The organism is Clostridium chromiireducens (genome assembly GCF_002029255.1).
GTDB classification, from domain to species: Bacteria; Bacillota; Clostridia; order Clostridiales; family Clostridiaceae; genus Clostridium; species Clostridium chromiireducens.
This window is the reverse complement of record NZ_MZGT01000037.1, coordinates 14,532-32,874: the sequence shown is the minus strand read 5'-3', so window position 1 is coordinate 32,874 and position 18,343 is coordinate 14,532. Positions and strand designations below refer to the sequence as shown.

Here is an 18,343-nt window from a genome sequence, read left to right as displayed (position 1 = left end):
TTATGGAACAAAATAAACAATTATCTGAAAAAGATATTGCTCTAGATTTAATTACAAGTTCAAAAGCAACAATAACAACTCTAGCAAAAGTATTAACTGAAACAACAAATGTTCAAATAAGAGATACGCTAAAAGGTCAATTAAGCGCTTGCGTTAACTCCCACTATAGATTATCTGATATAGCAATGAATAAGGGCTGGTACAACGCACAACAAGATCCTCAACAGCAGCTTCAACAAGAATTATCAAGTATAAACTCTATTAACTCCATGACCTCTATGAATCAATCTAGTTCTTAAGACATTATTTTGCATTAAATAAATTTGTACTTTAAATTCGGAGGTGAAATTATGAACAATAATAATTCTAATAATGTTGGCTTAGCTCCACACGAAATGCTTGAACTAAGAGAATTACTAGATACTAATGTTATAGGTGTTAAAAAAATACAAGCTAGCATGCCTATGGTAGAAGATGATGAATTAAAATCTTTTATGGAAAGATGCTTAGATAGTAAAAAGGATAACATAAATTCAATGCAAACTTTTATAGAAAATAAAATAAATATGCAATAAAAATAGGAGGTATTTCTTATGTCTTTTTTAGATAAGTTATTAGGAAATGATGATACAGCCCTAGCTGATAAGGATATAGTTATAGATATGCTTAAAGATTCTAAATTTGCTGTAACTTCTTTATCCGCTTCAGCAGCAGAAGCTGTTAACCTAGAGTTAAGAGAAATGTTAAGAGGACAATTAGATAAAGCTGTAACTGAGCACTTTGAATTATCAGATATAGCGGTAAATAAAGGCTGGTATCCAGCACAAGATGATCCAATGGAACAATTACGAAATGAGTACGAGAATTCTCAAAGTTTAAATTCCTAAAATGCATGCAAAAGTTAGAGTATAGAGTATACTCTAGCTTTTTATTACAATGCAAAAGTATCTGAAGCCATTTGATTATATAATTTTCTTCAGTAAGAAATACTCTTCAAACCTCTATCCGGCTAAACGTGTCAATAATAATACTTTTTCACTTTCAAATGGATTAATTTCTCCCATGAGCATCATAACCTGAGTTTTTTCTATTTTGAATTTATGTTCTGCCATTAGATAATTGCAAATTACCGAGTTATAAGTATTACAATCTATCGATATGCTTTTATAATTATTCTTTTGAGCATACTTGGTACAGAAATCTATAGTGATATCTAATGCCTCTTTATAATTTACCTTCCCATCTATAACTGCTAGTTTTATCTGTAAATTTTCAGATAGAATTTCTCTTACTGCTTTCGTATAACATATTATAATTCCACAGATTTTCTCATCACTTTCTAATGTGAAAATAGTTCCAAAGGCTTCTTCCCTTATTAAGTGCAGTTCAGAAGTCAGATCAAAGTTTCTACATATATAATCTGATAGAGATTTTAAATATTCTTCTATAATTAAATAGCTTTTTTCATTACTTATATCTATCTCATTAACATTATTCGAAGAAACATATCGCTTCACTTCTAAAGAAGTAATTTCCTTTTTTAGTCCTAATGAGAGTTTAAGTGGTGCAAAATCTAATCCCATATAGAACCCTACGTTATATTGAGATTCAGGCATAGTATTTAGGCCTATTGTAGATACCTTATACTCTTCTTTTAAAATTATTATTGTTTCATTTATTAACGCTCTTCCGATACCTCTTCCCTGATATTCGGGATGAACCCCAAAAGGACCAAACCAACCAAATTCTCCCCAAATATGTATAAAATTAAATCCTACGACTTTATCATTTATTTCATACACAATGCTTGAATTATTACTTGCTTCCATATATCCACGTATTCCCTCTGTTGTTCTTTTAGTATCAATTTTAAAACATAGCCTATCTATTTCTTTTATTTCTTCAATATCTCTAAGTTCCATCTTTCTTATCATTTTGAACCTCCTAATACATTAGCATTTTTTACTTTATATAATAAATTCTCTAAAACTATCTGTGTATTTAGTTGGTATAAACTCTATAATTTTGTATTTAGCAACCCCATTTTTGTAGAAAGGATCTTCTTTAATTATTGAGTTTATTTCCACCTTGTCGCTACCATTACATAGTATTACTCCACCTACTCTTGGTTCTTGTCTTCCTGAACATATGAATTTATTTAAATCATAATATTTCTTTAGAAAAATATTGTGGCCATCCAAATGATTTATGACATCCTCCATTGGTTTCTCATATTCTAAAACAATTATAAACATAACATTTCTCTCCCTTGTATAATATGGTTGTGGTACAATTAAATTGTAAATTATAAAACCTACTTGTTCAATTTGTAAAAAATCATATTGTACTAGTACAAAGGGAGATATATGAGTAAATATAGTGATATAGTTGATTTCATTAGTACCGAAATTGATAACGGTAGTATAAAACATGGTGAGAAAATGCCTACCATTAGAGAGTTATCCCATAAATTTAGCTGTAGCAAACAAACTGTTGTGCATGCTTATGATAAACTTCAAAAAGATCATATTGTCTATTCAATACCGCAAAGTGGATATTATTTAGTTGATAAAAAAGATCTTCATATAGATAAGATAAAAAAAATTATAGATTTTTCAACTGGCTCTCCTGATGAAAGTATATTAGCCTATGAGGAATTTCAACATTGCTTAAATCAAGCCATAGATATACATAAAGCCACTCTTTTTAATTATTCTGATCCAAAAGGGCTTTCCGAGTTAATTAGTACTTTAAAAAACTATTTTGAGGATTATCAAATATTCTGTTCAACAAATGATATATTTATAACTTCTGGTTCTCAGCAAGCAATTAATATACTTTGCAGTATGCCATTTCCAAATGGAAAGAGCACTGTTCTTGTAGAACAGCCAACTTATCATGGTACATTGAAAGCTCTAGAAACTACAAAAACTTCTGTTATTGGAATTGAAAGGAACTTTAATGGATTGAATTTGGAGGAGCTTGAAAAAAAGTTTGCTTATGGCAATATAAAATGTTTTTATACAATCCCGCGTTTTAGTAATCCTCTTGGAATAAGTTATGCAGTTGAGGAAAAAAAGCAAATCGTAAAATTAGCTGAAAAATACGATGTTTATATAATAGAAGATGATTATCTTGGTGAGTTAGAAATCAAAAACAATGAATTTCCAATGTATTATTATTATATCTCCTCTAAAGTTGCTTATATAAAAAGTTTCTCAAAGGTTTTGCTTCCCGGTCTCAGAGTTGCTGCTGTAGTTCTTCCTAAAGTATTAAGGAATACCTTTGAAGAATATAAGAAATGGATGGATTTAAATACATCTGTATTATCACAAGGTGCTTTAGATATCTATATCAAGAGTGGAATGTTTAAGGCAAATAGAAATCGCATAAAAACAATATATAGTAAAAGAATGTCTTCTTTGAAAAGTGCATCGCATAAATTTGATATTCCAAATATAAAATGGCACATTCCTGACACTGGATTTTATGGATGTATTGAATTTTTAGATAAACTTAATCTTGATTGGTTAGTTAAAGAATGTGGTAAAAAAGATATTATTATCAAAGAGATGCATGAGAATTATTTAAAAGACTACTTTAATAATGACTTTTTGAAGATAAGTGTTGGAAGCTCTAGAATATCAGAAATAGAAAACGGGATTAACGAACTTCTTAAAATAGTGAAAAAATATTATCACCGACAAACATTGTAATTATTCTACTTAAATGATAATTAACCAGATTACATAGATGTTTGTATCTTTATGGGATACGTTTTAATTACAAGAGTAATAAAGTCTCATAAACTATTAGAAAAGTTGCATGAAATATATTCCTTAACCGAAAATATACACTTCACGTTTCTATTTTCGGTTAGTTATTATAATTACAAGCATTCTGTTGTAATTCTTACTCCAAATACCCTTCCTGCAATTTTGTCTTTAATTGAAGTAAATTTCACCACAACTTTTGATTTACCACTAGTTAATTCCTTAGGTATTTTATAGAACTTATCAAATAATGCATAAGGTTTATTCTCGTTTAATAATTCTTCTGAAATTAAATTATCATCAACATAAATATTAAATTCTCTTACACATCTTTGACCTTCAATAAAACACTCTTTATCACTTCCCCAATAAGTTACAGCTAGATACGCTTCATTATCAGGATCTACATTGATTTCATAACTAAAATATCCTTCGCCTATAACTTCACGCCAACCCTTTCCAGCTTCACCTGAGTAGTCAGAATGTGAATTTCCAGACTTCATCTTATGTTCTATTTCTGGCTGCTGTTCATTTGGATTAACTAAATCTATAGTTATTTTGTCTAACTTTTCTTGATAATCAATACTAGTTAATTCGTTTTGCTTATATTCTTCACTAGTCATCTTTGTCCAATAAATTGTATATCTTTGATGATGTAGTTTATAAAACGGGATTAATGTGCATTTTACCTTCCCTGGCTCCCCTATTGCTTGTGTTTCGAAAGTTAATATAGAATCTTCAACTGGTTTAATGCACTCTTCAAGTTTCGAATTATCTGTTACTAAGGTTGGAACTACAATTCCTGGATAGTGATTTAATTTTAACTGATCTTCTAGAATATCAGTTTGTGGGAAGTTTTCCCTTCCAAGAGCTCCCGCAAGAACTAATGGTCCATACATAAATGCAATTTTATGTGAATCTTCTTTAGATTTATAAACATGTATATTCATTGGAAGAGTTACATCTATAACATCGCCTTTTCTCCAACTGCCTTCTAAGGCCATATATCCTCTGTCTGCTTTTGAATATTCTTCTTTTCCATTTACAACCACCTTAACTTCTCCATTTACCCAATATGGTATTCTTATATTTATGGTCATAAATTTTTCTTCTGCTTGTTCAAAGATAAGTTTTGTCTTATCTGTTTCTGGGAATTTTGTTTCTTGCCTTAAGATTATACCTTTATCATCTAATTGAATTTCTGAATCTATGAAAAGATTAACAAATAGGTTATCTTCATCCCTGTAATAAATGTTTCTTATATACCTTCCTGGATTCTCCATTCCAGTACCTGTGCAGCACCAGAAAGAATTATCAGGTGAACAGTAAATCTTGAAATGTCCAGGCTGTGTTGAAACAAAATAAGTTTTCATTCCAGACTCTGGATCCTGTGACGCAAGTATATGGTTATATAGTGCATTCTCATAGTAATCCATATAGTCTGAATTATGATCCCACTTATATAAATGTTCTGTAAGTTTTAACATATTGTAAGTATTACAGGTTTCTGCTGTAGTAACTCCTAACTTTTCAGTATTTATTTTTCCAAAATGTTCATCTCTGCTATTTCCTCCTATAGCATATGAACGTCTCTTAGTAACCATGTTCCAGAAAAATTTAGCTGCTTCTTTATATTCTTCGATACCTAAAACTTCATAAAGCCTTGCAGCCCCAATCACCTTTGGTATTTGAGTATTTGCATGTTTACCTTCAAGTTCATCCTCATGTTTTGTTAATGGTGCTAATGTTTCTTTATGATAAAATCTTTTTGATAACTCTAAGTAATCATTATTCTTAGTGATTTCATAAAGATTTGCCATAGCTTCACACATACCACCATGTTCACAATAAAGCATTTTATCAAATTGTTCTTCTGTTAAATTATCTGTTCCCTTTTTAGCCCAATCAGAAAGTTTTTTAACAACTTCAAGTGCTTCTTCATTTCCAGTAAGAACATATGCATCAATAAGCCCTGCAAAGATTTTATGAATGCTATACCATGGAACCCAGCTGTCTCCTAGCTCAAATCTAGTAACATTAAAATCTCCACTAAAAACTTTATCAAAACATTCCCTAGGAAATCCACTTACATACCCTTTGCCGTCTGAACTTTGAAGATATGCAAGCTCTGATACTGCGTAATCAAGCTTTTCCTTTAATCTTTCATCTTTTTCAGCAACATACATAGCAGCTAAGGCTGATAAAAAATGGCCTAAAGAATGTCCACTTATCTTCATTGACTCCCACCCACCATAACGTGGTTTTTTAGGTGTTTTACCTATTGCTTCATAGCAAGGTGCTAAAAGTCTATCAGCATCCAAGTATTCAAGATATTCTTTTCCCTTTTTTTGTGATTCATTGAATAAACCATCTATTAATTTTACTTTTTCCATAAACTTCTCCATTCCTTTCATTATAAAAGTGTAATATATTGCATTTACTTATTTATTATTACTTTGTACAATATAAGTATGTCACAAAACAATTTCTTTGTCGGTAGACTATATTAACAAAAGGTGGCGAATATTAACCAATGAGATATCTTAAAGCTAATATTGATTTCCCCTTATCCTTTTCCATTTGTGGAAACTTTACTGCTGATAGGAAATGGCTACATATGGAAAGGATTATAGATAATTTTGAAATTATTATAATGAATAAAGGAACTATGCATATTCAGCAGGATGATGAAAAGTATGAGATAGGAGAAGGAGACCTTCTCTTACTAGAGCCTGGACGTAAGCATAAAGGCTATGATTACTCTGATAAAGGGACTTCTTTTTACTGGGCTCATTTTTATTGCAATGATCTTAATGCAATGTATGACCACACTGACGCTATGCCCGAACTATCAATAGCTCAAAACAATCCTTACTTCAATGGATTGAGTTCAAGCATATTAATACCTACTCTATCTAAAAATTTAAATCTAGACAGGATAAATGTATTATTTCGTCAATTACTTCACTTATCGCAATCAACCTACTACACTAGTCAAAGTGTAAACTATATTCTTACTTCTCTTTTAATAGAAATTACTGAACAGGTCATACTAACGTTCAACACATCCATTGGTGAAACTATTCAGAAAGAAGATATTCTTTCTCAAATTTTGCAGTGGATAAAGATTCACATAACCCAAAATATATCCTTACAAAATGTCGCTTATGAGTTCAATTTTACAAAGGAATATTTAGCACGTTATTTTAAGAAAAGAATGGGAATGAGCATGCAGGAATATATAAATTATTTAAGAGTGTCTAATGCTAAACAACTTTTATGTAATTCAAATTTAAACATAAAAGAAATCGCCCATGAATTAGGATTCATCGACGAAAAATATTTTCTTAAATTATTCAAAAAATACGAGAATTTAACTCCAAAACAATTCAGAAATGCATATAACATGACCTTTTTAAATAATGTGTGACTATTATCTTTTATTGAGTGTACTGTTCAACATAAATATGGTTTATAATAAAGATATTATAAACCATAAAATCCTAAAATATATTACAATATGAAAAATTATTAGAAAGCTACTTTTTTATCGCCTAATTTCTAGTTAATTGTTCATAAAAATCATGATGTATAGATAGCTAAATAACATAGTAATAGGAGTTTTTACATGAAGATAAAAAGATTATTTATAAAAGTTGAAGGGATAGTTCAAGGTGTTGGCTTTAGGCCTTTTGTATATAATACAGCTGTTTTAAATAATTTGAAAGGGTGGGTTAATAATACTTCTGAGGGAGTGTTCATTGACATAGAAGGTTATGATGACAATTTAGATAATTTTTTAAATGAATTACGGCTTAATCCGCCTCCTCTTTCTCGGGTTGAAAAAATAAACATAGTTGAAAAAAATCCTTTTAACTTTCATAATTTTGAAATAAAAGAAAGCCTAGAACATTTAGATAAGATAACTCTCATCTCCCCTGATATTTCTATCTGTAAGGATTGCCGTGAAGATATTTTAGACCCTAATAATAGGAGATATTTTTATCCTTTTACAAACTGCACTAATTGTGGTCCAAGATACTCCATTATAAGGCAAATTCCATATGACAGGAACAAAACTACTATGGAAATTTTTGAAATGTGTCCAGAATGTACGGAAGAATATAATAATCCATTAAATAGAAGATTTCATGCGCAGCCAAATGCCTGTCATAATTGTGGTCCTCATATTTATTTAACTGATAGCAAAGGAGTTGACATCCCTTTAACAGATATAATTGATAACAATCAAGAACTTAATAAGCTTCATTCAACAAATAATGAAGCTTATATTAATGAAAAAATAATAGCTTGGACTCAAAAAAAGTTAAAAGAAGGTTTTATATTTGCAGTTAAAGGATTAACGGGTTTTCACTTAGTATGTGATGGTGAAAATTCTAGTGCCGTAGATCTTTTAAGAAAAAGGAAACATCGTCCAGATAAACCTTTTGCCGTGATGGTGAAAGATATTAATAGAGCAAAAAAATATTGTACTGTTAACGCTAAAGAAGAAGAACTTTTGTCTGGAATAAGAAAACCCATAGTGCTTTTAAATAAACTAAATAATTATAGCTTACCAGAAACTTTAGCTCCAAATCAGAATACTCTTGGAGTTATGTTACCATTTACGCCTCTCCATGAGCTTTTGTTTTTAAATGATTTAAATGTACTTGTAATGACTAGCGCAAATGTTCGTGGTCTCCCACTAGAATATATAAATGACAATGCTGTGGATCATTTAAGCGATGTTGTAGATTATTTTCTTATGCATGATAGAGATATATTCATTCCTGTAGATGATTCTGTTTCAAAAGTAGTTCTAGGTCGTGAAAGAGTAATAAGAAGAGCACGAGGTTATGCTCCTGAACCAATCAATTTTAAAACTGTGGCCCCTATACTTGCGTGTGGTTCTAATATGAAAAATACTATTTGTATTTCTAAGGATAACTTTTTATTTCTCAGTCCCCATAATGGAGACCTTGAAAACTTAGAAACTTATGAGCATTATAAAAATAATATTGATCATTTAGAAAATATTTTTTCCTCTAACCCAGAATATATTGTCTCAGATATGCATCCAAGTTACTATTCAACTCAATATGCCCAGTCCTGTGATACTGAATTAATACAAGTTCAGCATCACCATGCTCATATAGTAAGCTGTATGATTGGAAATAAACTTTCTAGCAAAGTAATTGGTCTATCATTTGATGGAACCGGCTATGGGACTGACGGAAAAATATGGGGAAGCGAATTTTTAATATGTGATTATGAAAATTTCCATCGTGCAGCGCATTTAGATTATGTCATGATGCCAGGAGGTGACGCTGCTATATTAGAACCTTGGAGGATGGGAGCATCGTATCTTTACCATAGTAAACCTGAGGAAATAACCTATATTAGTGATTTCTATGGTAATAAAGCAGATATACTCCTTAAAATGATAGACAAAAATATTAATTGTGTTGAAACCTCTAGCATGGGAAGGTTTTTTGATGCTGTATCTTCAATACTTGATATTTGCCAAAAAGTAACCTATGAAGGACAGGCTTCTATGGAACTTGAAGCATTAATCAATAATAATGATAATGATAGCTCCTATGATTATTACATATTTAATAAGGACAATGAACTAATTATAGATACCATTCCAATAATAAATTCTGTAGTTAATGATTTAAGAGCAGGTACCTCAAAAAATATGATAGCTCAACGCTTTCATAATACTGTGATTTCCTTTTCAGTTGATATCTGCAAAAGATTGAGAATTCTCCACAATATAAATGATGTAGCATTGAGTGGTGGTGTATTTCAGAACAACTATATTTTCGTAGGTCTTGTTAATGCTCTAGAAACACAAGGTTTTAATGTTTATAGTCATAGCATAATTCCAACAAATGATGGCGGAATAGCTTTAGGTCAGCTTGTAATTGCAGATGCAAAATTAAAATCAAATAAAAACTATTAAAAATGCACCCAGTGCTAAAATTTCTAACACTGGGTGCACTTTTAATATGATTTAATTATCTACATTCTTTCGTACATTTCTTTACGCTATTTCTATGTTTAATTCTTCATTAATAACATCAATTATCTTAGGAATAGTTCCCTTTATCATAGGAGATAACTCCAAATCAAAAGTAATTTCCTCAGGCTCTATACCTATTATAACTACTTCAGGATCAAACCCTAGATATTTGGCGTCTCTTAAAATATCTAGCACCTGAACATCATGAAGAGAAGTAGTTGATTTTATATAAGTTCCGAGTTCTTCTGGCGTAAGTTTATAAATTGTACCAGGTTCATGTCCACCTTTTATACTATCTAAAACTATAATTCTTTCATTTTGCATAAATACATCTAAAAGATCTAATATGCAGGTTCCCCCATCTATAAGCTCTACATTATAATTGCTATCATATTCAAGCTCTTTAAGATGATCAATTACGTGAATCCCTATTCCATCATCCTTTAGTAGTAAGTTTCCTATCCCTAAAACAGTAACTTTTTCCATTAGATTATACCGGTAGGATTAGGAGTAGAAACAATGAAGCTCTTATCAACAGATTTATCTGGTGTCATTATATGAACTGCACAAGCAGTACATGGATCGAAGGAATGTACAATTCTCATTAATTCAATAGGATTATTTACATCCTTAATAGTTACACCTAGTAAGGCTTCTTCTAAAGGACCTCTCTGCCCTTTATTATCTCTAGGTGAAGCATTCCAGCATGTAGGAGTTATAACTTGATAGTTCTTAATTATACTTTGCGTATTTTTACTAGGGTCTATATCGTATTTAACATAATGAAGTAATGCACCTCTTGGTGCTTCAGTAGTTCCTACCCCTTCTCCTGAAGTTATATAACTAAAGCTATGCAGCTTAGGATCATATAACTCAGTTCTGTATTTAGATCCCGTTGTAGCTCCATCAGGATTTGCAGGATAAGAATTTAAGTTATTAATCCATATAGACAATGCATTAACCAATTTTTTAGCTTCAAGCATCTTAGCTACATGTCTGTCCATAACTGATATACCATTTTTATAATCCCCATTAATCCACATTCTAGCAATAGGTCCTGCTTCATGTGGTGTATCTATGTATCTTGTAGCTTTTACCCATGAATATGCATCAGCTTTATTAATATTAGGATTTGTACCTTCTGAATTTATACTTAATGAAGCATTACCCTCATACCAAGAATATTTTGTTGATTCCTTAATTTTAGTTAAATCAACACTTAGTAAGTCTCCATCAGTATATCTTCCGCTTCTAAATAAATCTTTTGTTTTATCATCGCTATCAACTTCAAATGCTCCAAAGGAAATTAAATTTCCATAACCTTTCCCAATGTCAAAATAATCTTTATAAACTGACGCTACTTTTTGTACATCGTTATAATACTCATTATTAATAAAATCTTTTACTTCTGAAAGGAACCCTTTATATTGACTAATTTCATCTGCAGTAGGTACTTTTGTTACTCCACCTGGCATTATAGATCGTACGTGAGGAATTCTTCCTGCAAATAGCGCAACCATTTGATGTGCCTTACGTCTTATATCTAAAGCCTTAACATAATTATCAAAAATCTTACTGCTTTCTGCTTTAGAGAATCTCATATCTGTATTGAAACCACTCTGCCAAGGTGATTTATCTGGACCCTTAACATAATCTAAAAGTGATAAATGATAAAAATGAAGTATGTGATCTGATACAAAATTACCACCTTGAATTAGATTCCTCATCAATACAGCTTGCTTTGAAGGAGTAAATCCTTTAGATGCTTCTATAGCTTTAACTGCAGCCATTCCATGAGATACAGGGCATAATCCACATATTCTTTGAGTTATATGTACCGCATCTCTTGGATCTCTATTCCTAAGCATTGCTTCGAAGCCTCTAAACATATTTCCTGTGCTTCGTGCTTCAATAACTTTATTGTTATCATCTATCTCAACTTCAACTTTCATGTGTCCTTCTAGTCTAGTAACAGGATCAAGTTTAATTGTAGCCATAACATCCCATCCTTTTTTCAATTTGTTATAGTTCTTAATAATCTATAAATATATCGTATATTTTAACTATTCCTACTTTATGTTGTTGTAATTGTTGGTGATTTAAAATTATATATACTGCTAGATGCACCAGCTGTAGTAAATGGGAAATTCGGACTAGAACATCCTATGCACATACTACCTGCTCCGAAGCAGCCTTTTTTACAGGTCCAATCTGTAGTCCATAATTTTGAATAACAAGTAACTTTTGTTTCAGCGTCTCTTCCTCTACATCCCATGTTTTCAAAACATCTTCCGCAAGTTCCAAGTGTACTTGCTTTAAGTGATTGTTGTGATCTTAGTGGACAATTTGGTTTTCCGGTAACACTATCTGCGCGCGCATGTAAATTACTTGCTGCATAAAAGGCTGTTGGTCTTTTCTTAGAATCCTTAGCCAAAGTTTCACCTGCTAATAATTTTGCTATAGTACCTCCAATAATATAAGGCTGAACTGGACATCCAGGTAAGTTTATTATTTTATCCCCATATCCAGTAAGAATCTCATCTACTGCTTTAACTGCCGTAATATTATCTCCTGCTCCTGATACTCCCTTATAAGCTGAGCAAGTTCCTATTGCAATTATGCTGCTGGCATTTACCGCAAAATCTTTTAATGCCTGCAATGCTGTTAATGGCTTACCATCTCTTTCTCCAATTACACAATAAGCTCCGTCCTGGCCTGTTGGTATTCCACCCTCAACCACAAGTATATAACCGTTTTCCTTATATTCTTCATCAAGTATCTTCATAGATTCAGATGCAGATGCTGTCATCAAAGTACTGTGATATTTTAAATCTAATTTATTCATTAAAAGATCTTCTACTGTGTAAACTGTATCTACCTCATTTTGCACCATATCTAAGAAAGCAATTGTGCAACCTGAACATCCTGCTGCCTGCAGCCAAATTACTGGTACAAACTTTATAGTATCTAAAATACTTTCTGCCTTAGCAATATCCATTTTGCCCATACCTAAAGCTACACCAGACGCTATCATCCACTTTAGAAAATCTCTTCTTGTCATTTTCATATGACTTTGCCCTCCTTTTGTAAAAATCTATAAAATTTCTAATATAATCATTAGATCTTTCTTATATTTAAGCTTGTCTGATAATATATCAGACAAGCTGTTTGAGTTTTTATTATTTTGTTAAAAATCAATATTTTACTTCTTTGAAATTTCAGCTAAAAAGCTTTAGTCACTGTATTTATAATAATGTGATTCTTAATCAAATAACTATATTAACAAATACTGTTCCTTAATTGTTAATTTGTTACCATAGCTCCATCACTTGTGAATAGATACCAAGTTCCATTTACTTGCTGCCAACCTGTCGCCATTGCTCCATCATTTTTTAATAGATACCAAGCTCCATTTATTTGTTGCCAGCCTGTTGCCATTGCTCCATCGCTCTTCAATAGATACCAAGTTCCATTTACTTGCTGCCAGCCTGTTGCCATTGCTCCATCATTTTTTAATAGATACCAAGTTCCATTTGCTTGCTGCCAGCCTGTTGCCATTGCTCCACCATTATTTAATAAATACCAAGTACCATTCATTTGCTGCCATCCTGTTAGCATAACACCAGTTTGATTCATTAAATACCAAGTACCGTTTATTTGATTCCATCCACTAGCAGCCTGTCCATTTTTAACAAATTTCCATCCATTTGAATCGTAGCTCCATTCGCCTGCTGATGTAGTTTGATTACTATTTGGCGTAGTGTTTGAGCTATTATTTGTCGATGTATTTGAACTGTTGCTTGATGATGAACTACTAGAGCTACTGCTTGAGGATCTTCCTGCAATTCTTGAAGTAATAGCTTCATAGATTTCATTTCCATAAGTAATTAATAATTTAATATACTTATTTTTATCACTATTAGCTAATACATAAGTTTTATTATCTCCTACTAATTCACCATTTTCAGAATCCTTATTAGATAATCTATACCATTCATAAGTTACTGCTGAACTTGTAGTAACTTCACTTCCATCTTCAAATAGAAGTTCACCAGTTAAGGTATTACCGACTTTTTCAGTTCCTTTAATCCTTACCGACACCGCTGCTGGTGTTGTTACTTCAGGTTCATCTTCATCAATGTAGAACGGATTTGATACTAAATTATATTGGCCTACTTTTACTATGATGTTGTTACCTTTGTCATCATTAGATAATGCGTAAGTCTTCTCAATTCCTTCCTGTACTAATGCTTCATTTCTGTACCATTCATATGTTACTGCAGCACTTGTAGTAAATACCTTTCCATTTTCTTTTATTAATTCAGCTGTTAAGGTATCATCTTCTCTTGTAACTTTTACTGCTGCCGCCGTTGTTATAGCTCCTTCTAATAAATTCTCAATCTCTGTATCGCTTAAAAGATTGAATCCTAAACTAGTCTCATAGCCATAAACACTGTAACTACTAGGTATATGCCTATCATCAATAACTTGAACTATTACAGTTCTAGTTACTTCAGACGCAGCATTCATTTCTGTATCAGTAACATTATAGTGAACTATGTAAGTTCCTTCTTGAAATGTACTAATGTAAGGAACCGAAGTTCCATCCTTAGTATATGTTACTTTTGCAACCAATCCAGTATCTTTATCATCTGTAATGGTTACTCCTGATTCTTTATAACTAGAACCAAGTGCTACATACTCCGTGGTCTCTCCAAGCAAATTAATTATTGGCGTCGTTATTCCTTCTGCCAATACAATTTTACTTGGAAGCAAAAATGTCATAATGTAAATAAACATTATAAACGCTGTTGAAAAGTTTTTCATTTTCTTATTGAAAAACACGCTGTACCCTCCTTCTTGTAAATAATACCGATATTCATTATCAGTAAAATATATTTAAAAAATATATTCATATTGTTAATCAATACAAATATATGATTTAGCATATTTTCAGCAGCTTTTATTTTAATATATTTATCAAGCTGCTTGGCAGTATGTAGAATTTTATAACTAAGTTATTCATATTAATTTATCTATATATTTCTTATATTTTTTCATCTTTATTAATTGGTTCATCACTAACTAATTCTCTAGATGATTTTTTAAACTCACTTAATGCCTTTCCTATGGCTGAACCTACTGAAGGTAATTTACCAGGTCCAAATATAATTAAGGCAATTACTAAAATTAAAATCAATTCAGGAAATCCTAAACTTGGCATACTTTTCTTCCCCCTAATTTATGTACTGTTAATACAATTTTTTATTTACTCTCTCTAGTTAAATCTCTTTAAATTCAATAACATTATGTTTATTCATATTATTTAAGTTTTATATGAATTTAATAGTTAAACCTTTATTCAAGAGTCGTATTCGTCTCCATCGATTGTATCTATATATAATTCATATCCTGTTAATATATTGCAGCAAAATTCATTACATCTTGGGCATAACTTATTAAAATGTTCAATTTCAAAAATAATATTACAATTGCTGCACTCTCCTGTAGCTTTAACTCTTTCAATTATTAATTCTGTATTATCTAATGCAGTTTCCTTTGAAGCACTCTGAAAGGCAAACATAAGAGAATCTTTCATAACTCCAGAGAAATCCCCTATTTTTAAAGTTATTTTATTAATATTTTTTAATTTATTTTCACGGGCTTTTTCTAATGCTATATCAATAACCCCATTTATAATTGAAACTTCATGCACTTAACTTCAACTCACTTACTAAAAATTATTTATAAATCATCCATTGTTGTGTAATACTTATTCTTCTACATGGCTTAAAACTTTTTTCATTTTACACTAATACCGATAATCTTCTACTCATTGTATAATTTATAAAGACTTATTAATCTATACTATTACAAGAAATCGTTCATTAAATCTTCTTAATCTTGGATACATAAAGGCATCTCCAAGCAACTACTCTCTAGCAATTCTTTGTTGCATAAAATTTCCTTTGTTAATCCGTCAGCAATAATAGTGCCATCCTTAATTATGATTGTTCTCTCACAAGTTTCCCAAACCATATCCATATCGTGGGTAGTAATAATCCTTGTGTGATTAAGCTCCTTTAGAAGTTTCATTAAATTTCTTCTTGATTTGGGATCTAGCTCTGCAGTAGGCTCATCCATAACAAGAATATCTGGTTCCATGGATAATACTGTCGCTATTGCTACTGATCTTTTTTCTCCTCCAGAAAGTCTATAAGGTGGCTTATCTTTAAGATGCAGGCATCCAACAGTCTCAAGAGCTTTTAAAACTCTTCTTTTTACTTCATCTTCATCAAATTTGTAATTTCTAGCACCAAAAGCTACATCATCATAAACCGATGGCATGAACAGTTGATTATCTACATCTTGAAATACAAGCCCCATCCTTTGACGAATAATTGGCAGTGTTTTTTTAGTCATTGGGATATCTCCGATGTTTATTGAACCTTTCATAGGACTCACTATTCCAAATAGCAAATTTAAAAGAGTTGATTTACCTGCTCCATTTGCTCCAACTATACCAACTGATTCACCATGATTTATCCTAAAATTAATTCCATTAATAGCTTTTTTCCCATCTGGATATGAGTAATATATGTCTTTACATTCTACAAAATGATGACTCATCTAAGCACCCCCATTAAAAGATTACCTAATAATTCAGAAATATTAACAAACCTTAAAGTTATAATAAATATTGTCCATAGAAAAAAATATGTCAAAGAAGCAATTAATAATTTATTTTTGTGATTATAAAAGTATTCACCATCAAAGCCTCTTAATATCATTGCATTATATACCCTATTTGCCCTATCAATTGATCTCATAAGCATTTGTCCTAAAAGAGATCCTGATACTTTAAGAGTCACTGTATTTTTAAAAGGAGACCTTAAATTATAAGCTTTTATTATTTTTAATACCTCTTCTGAAAGTATAAAAATATACCTGTATGTTAAAAGAAATTGAATAACAAATATTTTGGGTACTCCGATTTTTCTAAGTGCCCATGCTATTTCATGAGCCTTAGTAGTAGAAATTAATAATAATCCTGCTAAAATAGTCAAGCTAGATTTTATTATTAATGAAACAAAAGAAATCCATCCACCAAAGATACCAATACCTAATATTTCTATGTGTATTCTTGTATCAAAAATCGGATTAAGTATACCTACTCCAAGAACAAATGGCATTGCAACAAACATTCTCTTGAGTACAGGTGAGTAAGGTACACCTGATAATACAAAAATGATAATAGGATAAAAAACAAATGGTACTACTCCTGAAATATCATATTTATCAAAAGATATTACAATCATTGAATATAATAAAGTAACAAACAATTTTGCAACAGGGTTTATGCTATGAACTAATGACTTTTTGTAAGCTGTTTCATCAAGAAAACGTAAGTTATAAATCGAATTGTTTATACTCTCCATATATTAAATCAATCCTTATAATAAATATTAGATATATTTCCCATTTTAACTTGTAGGCATCTTTTCTTTTTTATTTTTAAATATACTTATAATAACTCCCGTTCCTCCGGCTATTATCAACGTAACAATTCCACCTAGAATTCCTGAGATGCTTGTTCCAACATTAACTATGCTTGGTGTTATTTCTGTTAAATTTTTATCTTCTTTTTGCGTTTCTTTTGACTCCTTAAAACTATAATCAGGAAAAACAGCAACCTTGCTCTGTAATTGCGACAATTCTGAGTAAATACTATCTTCTGTTTTCAACTCAGTTTGGCCAGTTACCTTAGATATTGACCACTCTAGCCCATCTGGATTACTAGACGCAAACCAAGAAAAAATTCCTCCTATTAAGAAAATGGCTATTATAGTGCTCACAAAAACCTTTTTAACCGAAATACTTCCTAATGCCTCACCCTTTTCAGCTTTTTCTATGACTTCTGGACTCGCCTTGAGTACAAAGGAAATAACTGCTCCTGTCAAAAGACCTTCCACAATTCCAATTACAAGATGAATTGGTTGCATTAAAAGAAGGAATGTAGTAAAAGGTAGCTCACTTCTTCCAGAAAGAAGAGTTTCAATTACAATGCTAAAAGCTCCCGCCTGCAATCCAAATAACGCTGCAGCTGTAGATGCAATAAAAATTCTTTTAGTTGAATCGTTACTCCTAGTAAGAAACTTATAAATTAAAGGGTATGCAATAAAACATGTATAGAATCCGAGGTTAAAAACATTAGCCCCGTAAGCTAACAATCCTCCATCTGCAAAGAAAAGTGCTTGAATTAAAAGTATTGAAGCCATTGTCAAAAATGCAGCATAAGGCCCAAGTATAATTGAAAGCAATAATCCTCCTCCAATATGACCACTTGAACCAGTACCAGGAATGGAGAAATTAATCATTTGAGCTGCAAATACGAAGGCCCCCATGACCCCCATTAAAGGTATTTTTTTATTATCTAATTCAGTTTTTATTTTCCTTACAGAATATGTATAAACTCCAGCTGTTGCTGCAAACATTGCTCCTCCAACTGCTGGGGAAATTAAGGCATCTGCCATATGCATTT

The 18,343-nt window shown here is 31.3% G+C and carries 18 protein-coding genes; 6 read left to right on the top strand and 12 right to left on the bottom strand.

The window, feature by feature from the left end; genetic code table 11:
- Positions 1-2 precede the first annotated feature (2 nt).
- The 3 genes from CLCHR_RS14080 to CLCHR_RS14070 are packed head-to-tail and all read left to right on the top strand — an operon-like array spanning position 3 to position 887.
- Positions 3-299, top strand: a complete 297-nt coding sequence (locus CLCHR_RS14080; RefSeq protein WP_079440471.1) for a spore coat protein — start codon at positions 3-5, stop codon at positions 297-299.
- Between the two features lie 51 nt (positions 300-350).
- A complete protein-coding gene (locus CLCHR_RS14075) occupies positions 351-575 on the top strand; it encodes a hypothetical protein (RefSeq protein ID WP_079440470.1) in 225 nt (74 codons plus the stop codon).
- Between the two features lie 18 nt (positions 576-593).
- Entirely contained in the window at positions 594-887 is a 294-nt protein-coding gene (locus tag CLCHR_RS14070) for a spore coat protein (RefSeq protein WP_079440469.1), read from the top strand.
- A 114-nt stretch (positions 888-1,001) separates the two neighbouring features.
- Here CLCHR_RS14070 and CLCHR_RS14065 read toward each other — a convergent pair whose 3' ends face one another.
- Both CLCHR_RS14065 and CLCHR_RS14060 read right to left on the bottom strand, forming a co-directional pair.
- Positions 1,002-1,934 carry a GNAT family N-acetyltransferase gene (locus CLCHR_RS14065; RefSeq protein WP_079440468.1) on the bottom strand — a complete coding sequence of 311 codons (933 nt, stop codon included), beginning with the start codon at positions 1,932-1,934 and terminating at the stop codon, positions 1,002-1,004.
- A 33-nt stretch (positions 1,935-1,967) separates the two neighbouring features.
- Entirely contained in the window at positions 1,968-2,255 is a 288-nt protein-coding gene (locus CLCHR_RS14060) for a YciI family protein (RefSeq protein WP_079440467.1), read from the bottom strand.
- Positions 2,256-2,366: 111 nt separating this feature from the next.
- Between CLCHR_RS14060 and CLCHR_RS14055 the strand changes: the two genes are divergently transcribed.
- Complete coding sequence (locus CLCHR_RS14055; protein ID WP_079440466.1) at positions 2,367-3,716, top strand: aminotransferase-like domain-containing protein; 1,350 nt, start codon at positions 2,367-2,369, stop codon at positions 3,714-3,716.
- Between the two features lie 173 nt (positions 3,717-3,889).
- Here CLCHR_RS14055 and CLCHR_RS14050 read toward each other — a convergent pair whose 3' ends face one another.
- Positions 3,890-6,166: a glycoside hydrolase family 127 protein gene (locus tag CLCHR_RS14050; RefSeq protein ID WP_079440465.1), complete on the bottom strand. Its 2,277-nt coding sequence runs from the start codon at positions 6,164-6,166 to the stop codon at positions 3,890-3,892.
- A gap of 140 nt (positions 6,167-6,306) precedes the next feature.
- Here CLCHR_RS14050 and CLCHR_RS14045 point away from each other — a divergent pair, with 140 nt between their 5' ends.
- Positions 6,307-7,203, top strand: a complete 897-nt coding sequence (locus tag CLCHR_RS14045) for an AraC family transcriptional regulator (protein ID WP_079440464.1) — start codon at positions 6,307-6,309, stop codon at positions 7,201-7,203.
- Between the two features lie 198 nt (positions 7,204-7,401).
- Entirely contained in the window at positions 7,402-9,741 is a 2,340-nt protein-coding gene (hypF, locus tag CLCHR_RS14040) for a carbamoyltransferase HypF (protein WP_139376240.1), read from the top strand.
- A gap of 81 nt (positions 9,742-9,822) precedes the next feature.
- Here hypF and CLCHR_RS14035 read toward each other — a convergent pair whose 3' ends face one another.
- From CLCHR_RS14035 to CLCHR_RS13995, 9 genes are all read right to left on the bottom strand, one after another.
- Entirely contained in the window at positions 9,823-10,287 is a 465-nt protein-coding gene (locus tag CLCHR_RS14035; protein WP_079440463.1) for a hydrogenase maturation protease, read from the bottom strand.
- Positions 10,287-11,798, bottom strand: coding sequence for a nickel-dependent hydrogenase large subunit (locus CLCHR_RS14030; protein ID WP_079440462.1), 1,512 nt, complete (start codon positions 11,796-11,798; stop codon positions 10,287-10,289). Before CLCHR_RS14030 ends, CLCHR_RS14035 begins: the two co-directional genes overlap by 1 nt.
- Before the next feature lie 77 nt (positions 11,799-11,875).
- A complete protein-coding gene (locus tag CLCHR_RS14025) occupies positions 11,876-12,868 on the bottom strand; it encodes an NADH-quinone oxidoreductase subunit B family protein (RefSeq protein WP_079440461.1) in 993 nt (330 codons plus the stop codon).
- Between the two features lie 236 nt (positions 12,869-13,104).
- The gene (locus CLCHR_RS14020) at positions 13,105-14,646 is read right to left on the bottom strand and encodes an immunoglobulin-like domain-containing protein (RefSeq protein WP_079440460.1); all 1,542 of its coding nucleotides are present in this window, start codon (positions 14,644-14,646) and stop codon (positions 13,105-13,107) included.
- A 202-nt stretch (positions 14,647-14,848) separates the two neighbouring features.
- Positions 14,849-15,025, bottom strand: a complete 177-nt coding sequence (gene tatA, locus CLCHR_RS14015) for a twin-arginine translocase TatA/TatE family subunit (RefSeq protein ID WP_079440459.1) — start codon at positions 15,023-15,025, stop codon at positions 14,849-14,851.
- A gap of 138 nt (positions 15,026-15,163) precedes the next feature.
- Complete coding sequence (locus tag CLCHR_RS14010; RefSeq protein ID WP_079440458.1) at positions 15,164-15,517, bottom strand: hydrogenase maturation nickel metallochaperone HypA/HybF; 354 nt, start codon at positions 15,515-15,517, stop codon at positions 15,164-15,166.
- Positions 15,518-15,699: 182 nt separating this feature from the next.
- The gene (locus CLCHR_RS14005) at positions 15,700-16,431 is read right to left on the bottom strand and encodes an energy-coupling factor ABC transporter ATP-binding protein (RefSeq protein WP_079440457.1); all 732 of its coding nucleotides are present in this window, start codon (positions 16,429-16,431) and stop codon (positions 15,700-15,702) included.
- Positions 16,428-17,240 (bottom strand): cobalt ECF transporter T component CbiQ, encoded by an 813-nt coding sequence (gene cbiQ, locus CLCHR_RS14000; protein ID WP_079440456.1) that lies wholly within the window; start codon positions 17,238-17,240, stop codon positions 16,428-16,430. Before cbiQ ends, CLCHR_RS14005 begins: the two co-directional genes overlap by 4 nt.
- 45 nt (positions 17,241-17,285) lie before the next feature.
- Complete coding sequence (locus CLCHR_RS13995) at positions 17,286-18,341, bottom strand: energy-coupling factor ABC transporter permease (protein ID WP_079440455.1); 1,056 nt, start codon at positions 18,339-18,341, stop codon at positions 17,286-17,288.
- Positions 18,342-18,343: the final 2 nt, after the last annotated feature.

Bases quoted from the DNA above. Each gene is read 5' to 3' on its own strand.
- CLCHR_RS14050 (WP_079440465.1), bottom strand. From the start codon at position 6,166: ATGGAAAAAGTAAAATTAATAGATGGTTTATTCAATGAATCACAAAAA.
- CLCHR_RS14065 (WP_079440468.1), bottom strand. From the start codon at position 1,934: ATGATAAGAAAGATGGAACTTAGAGATATTGAAGAAATAAAAGAAATA.
- CLCHR_RS14030 (WP_079440462.1), bottom strand. From the start codon at position 11,798: ATGGCTACAATTAAACTTGATCCTGTTACTAGACTAGAAGGACACATG.
- CLCHR_RS14070 (WP_079440469.1), top strand. From the start codon at position 594: ATGTCTTTTTTAGATAAGTTATTAGGAAATGATGATACAGCCCTAGCT.
- CLCHR_RS14045 (WP_079440464.1), top strand. From the start codon at position 6,307: ATGAGATATCTTAAAGCTAATATTGATTTCCCCTTATCCTTTTCCATT.
- tatA (WP_079440459.1), bottom strand. From the start codon at position 15,025: ATGCCAAGTTTAGGATTTCCTGAATTGATTTTAATTTTAGTAATTGCC.
- CLCHR_RS14055 (WP_079440466.1), top strand. From the start codon at position 2,367: ATGAGTAAATATAGTGATATAGTTGATTTCATTAGTACCGAAATTGAT.
- cbiQ (WP_079440456.1), bottom strand. From the start codon at position 17,240: ATGGAGAGTATAAACAATTCGATTTATAACTTACGTTTTCTTGATGAA.
- CLCHR_RS13995 (WP_079440455.1), bottom strand. From the start codon at position 18,341: ATGCATATGGCAGATGCCTTAATTTCCCCAGCAGTTGGAGGAGCAATG.
- CLCHR_RS14005 (WP_079440457.1), bottom strand. From the start codon at position 16,431: ATGAGTCATCATTTTGTAGAATGTAAAGACATATATTACTCATATCCA.
- CLCHR_RS14025 (WP_079440461.1), bottom strand. From the start codon at position 12,868: ATGAAAATGACAAGAAGAGATTTTCTAAAGTGGATGATAGCGTCTGGT.
- CLCHR_RS14075 (WP_079440470.1), top strand. From the start codon at position 351: ATGAACAATAATAATTCTAATAATGTTGGCTTAGCTCCACACGAAATG.
- CLCHR_RS14060 (WP_079440467.1), bottom strand. From the start codon at position 2,255: ATGTTTATAATTGTTTTAGAATATGAGAAACCAATGGAGGATGTCATA.
- CLCHR_RS14035 (WP_079440463.1), bottom strand. From the start codon at position 10,287: ATGGAAAAAGTTACTGTTTTAGGGATAGGAAACTTACTACTAAAGGAT.
- hypF (WP_139376240.1), top strand. From the start codon at position 7,402: ATGAAGATAAAAAGATTATTTATAAAAGTTGAAGGGATAGTTCAAGGT.
- CLCHR_RS14080 (WP_079440471.1), top strand. From the start codon at position 3: ATGGAACAAAATAAACAATTATCTGAAAAAGATATTGCTCTAGATTTA.